The organism is Pseudomonas sp. P5_B2, assembly GCF_056400445.1.
Genome location: NZ_JBFULH010000478.1, coordinates 1 through 3,137, shown reverse-complemented (window position 1 = coordinate 3,137; position 3,137 = coordinate 1). Strand labels below are relative to the sequence as shown.

Here is a 3,137-nt window from a genome sequence, read left to right as displayed (position 1 = left end):
AACGGTGACAGCGCCGATTGCGCCCCCCTCACCTGCACCAACGGCTGCCCGGTGTCGATGGTCACCGGCGAAGAACTGCTGACCCTGGACGATGGTTCGCTCAACGGTTTACTGCCCTTTGCGTTCACCCGGCTGTACCGAACCAGCGCAGTGGAAGTCGATTGCGGACTGGGCTGGGGCTGGAGTCATTCGCTGGCGCACCGGTTGGAACTGGACGCAGAACATGTCGTCTGGGTCGACCATGAAAACCGCCGCACGACATTTCCGCTACCCAGCCAGGAACGTCCGGCCATTCACAACAGTCTGTCGCGGGCGGCGATTTATCTCGGGGATCAAACTGATGAATTAGTGCTCGCCCCGGCTGGCGAGACGGTGCGCTTTTATCACTTTCGCAATGGGCGGCTGACCACGATCAGCGACGCCTACAACAACCGGCTGCACATCACCCGTGATCGTCAGGATCGCATCCAGCGCCTCGACAACGGCGCCGGTCGCTCGCTGCTGTTGCGCTACGAGCGCCAGCACATCATCGCTGTCGAGTATCAATCGTTTCACCCTGCCGACACGGCGGATGACGCCTGGCGCACAGAGCAAACGCTGATTGCCTACCGCTACGACGCCCGACAGCGACTGATCGAAGCGACCAATGCCGCCGGGGAAAGCGAACGGTACGACTACGACGACCAGCACGTGATCCTCCAGCGGCAACTGGCTGGTGGGGCAAGTTTCTTTTGGGAGTGGGAACGGTCCGGCAAAGCCGCACGATGCATTCGGCACTGGGCGACGTTCGCGCAAATGGATACGCGCTATGCCTGGGACGACAACGGCGCAGTTCAGGTTAAAAACGTTGATGGCAGCGAGGAAGTGTATGTCCATGACGACACGGCGCGGCTGCTGCGCCGGGTTGAGCCGGATGGTGCCGAGCACCTCAAGACGTATGACCACAAGGGACAGCTGATTGCCGAAACGGGGCCGCTGRGGGCGATTACTCAATACCGCTATGACGACATCGGGCGGCTGATTGCGCTGATTCCACCGGAAGGTGAGCCAACGTCCTACGAGTACCGCAACGGTTTCCTGCATGCGTGCTATCGCGGCAAAGCGGTATGGAAATATCAACGAAATACTCAGGGCGATGTTACCGAGGCCATCGATCCCGAGGGCCAGATCACCCACTACCACTACGACGCTCAAGGACGACTGCTGTCGATCCGTTATCCGGACAGCGGTCGTCACGTTTTCATTCGGGATGCTATCGGGCAACTGATCGAGGAAACCCTGCCGAACGGTGGTCAGCGGCGGTTTTCCTACGATGTTCTGGGACGGCAAATTACCCGTCAGGACGAACACGGTGCTGTCACCCACTACCAGTGGGACGCCGTTGGCCGACTGATTCAGACAATTCTTCCTTCTGGCGCCAGCCGAGCCTTCAGCTACAACGCCTACGGCAAGATCACCGCCGCACGCGATGAGCTGGGCCGGATCACGCGCTTTGAGTACGACGATGACCTGCATCTGCTCAGTCGCCGGATCAACCCCGACGGCACGCAACTGCGTTATCGCTATGACAACGCACGGCTGCTGCTGACCGAAATCGAGAACGAATCCGGCGAACGCCATCAGCTGGACTACACGCCCAGTGGATTGATCCGACAGGAAAGCGGGTTTGACGGTCGACGCACCGCGTACGCCTATGACCTCAATGGCCATCTGCTGGAAAAAACCGAGTTCGGCGATGACGGCTCGCAGCTTGTTACGCGTTACCAACGGGACTCAGCCGGTCGCCTGCTGATCAAAACCCTGCCCGACGGCACAAAGGTCGAATACCACTACGACAGCCTCGGTCGCTTGGTCAGCGTCGATGACAACCACGATCACCCCTTGGAGTTCGAGTACGACAGCCAGAACCGGCTGATCACTGAACACCAGAGTTGGGCCACGTTGCGTTACGGCTACGACGCTTGCGGTCGACTCAACTACTTGCGCCTGCCCGACAACAGCAAACTCGCTTACCACCGCGCCAAGGGTGGCGCAGTGACTGCCATCGACCTCAACGGCACACGTCTTACAAGCCACACCTATCAACTCGGCCGTGAGTTGCAGCGCCAACAAGGCTTGTTACACAGCCAGTACGAGCACGACGAACAAGGTCGCCTGAAAGCCCACGCGGTCAGCCAACACCAGAAATCGCTATACCGACGCGACTTTACCTACAGCGCCAACGGCAATCTCGACGCCCTCGCTGACACCCGCCACGGCCAACGAAATTACCAATACGATCCCCTCAATCGCCTGATCCGCGTCCGACACTCCCGCGATCAACAACCCGAAAGCTTCGCCCACGACCCGGCCGGCAACCTGCTGATGCAGGATCGACCGGGCCCGTCCGCCGTCAAAGGCAATCGCCTGTTGATCCAAGGTGATCGCCACTTCGACTACGACGCCTTCGGCAACCTGATCCGCGAACGCCGAGGTACCGCGCAAAAACTCGTCACCGAATACCGCTACGACTGCCAGCATCGACTTATCGGCGCCACGCTGCCCAACGGCACCTGCGCGACCTACCGCTACGACGCCTTCGGCCGCCGTATCAGCAAAACCGTCGACAGCAAAACCACCGAGTTTTTTTGGCAAGGCGACCACCTCATCGCCGAACACAGCCAGGACCACCATCGCAGCTACGTCTACGAACCCGGCACCTTCCGCCCTCTCGCCATGCTCGACGGCAACGGCCCGCGCAAGGCCTGCCCGTTCTACTACCAACTCGACCACCTTGGCACCCCGCAAGAACTTACCGACTACAGCGGCGACATCATCTGGGCTGCGCAATACACCGCCTACGGCCGCCTGACCCGACTGAACCGCGATAGCCATCAGGTACTGGATCAACCGCTGAGGTTTCAAGGGCAGTACTTCGACGCGGAAACGGGGCTGCATTACAACCGGCATCGTTACTACAACTCGGATCTTGGGCGGTATCTGACACCGGATCCGAGTGGGTTGGCGGGGGGGATAAACGGGTATCAGTACACGCGAAACCCGACGGGGTGGGTTGATCCGCTGGGGTTGAATGAGTGTCCTGGGGGGGATGGATGTAAGAGGCCGGAGTTTGGGGGTGAGAATCCGGCCAGTAAGAT

Annotated in this window: 1 protein-coding gene; it reads left to right on the top strand. The window is 60.0% G+C overall.

The genetic code is table 11. The annotated features are described in order from the left end of the window. Positions 1-3,137 (top strand): RHS repeat-associated core domain-containing protein (locus AC1DRJ_RS22635; RefSeq protein WP_477804106.1); only part of this gene is annotated, 3,137 nt, incomplete at both ends.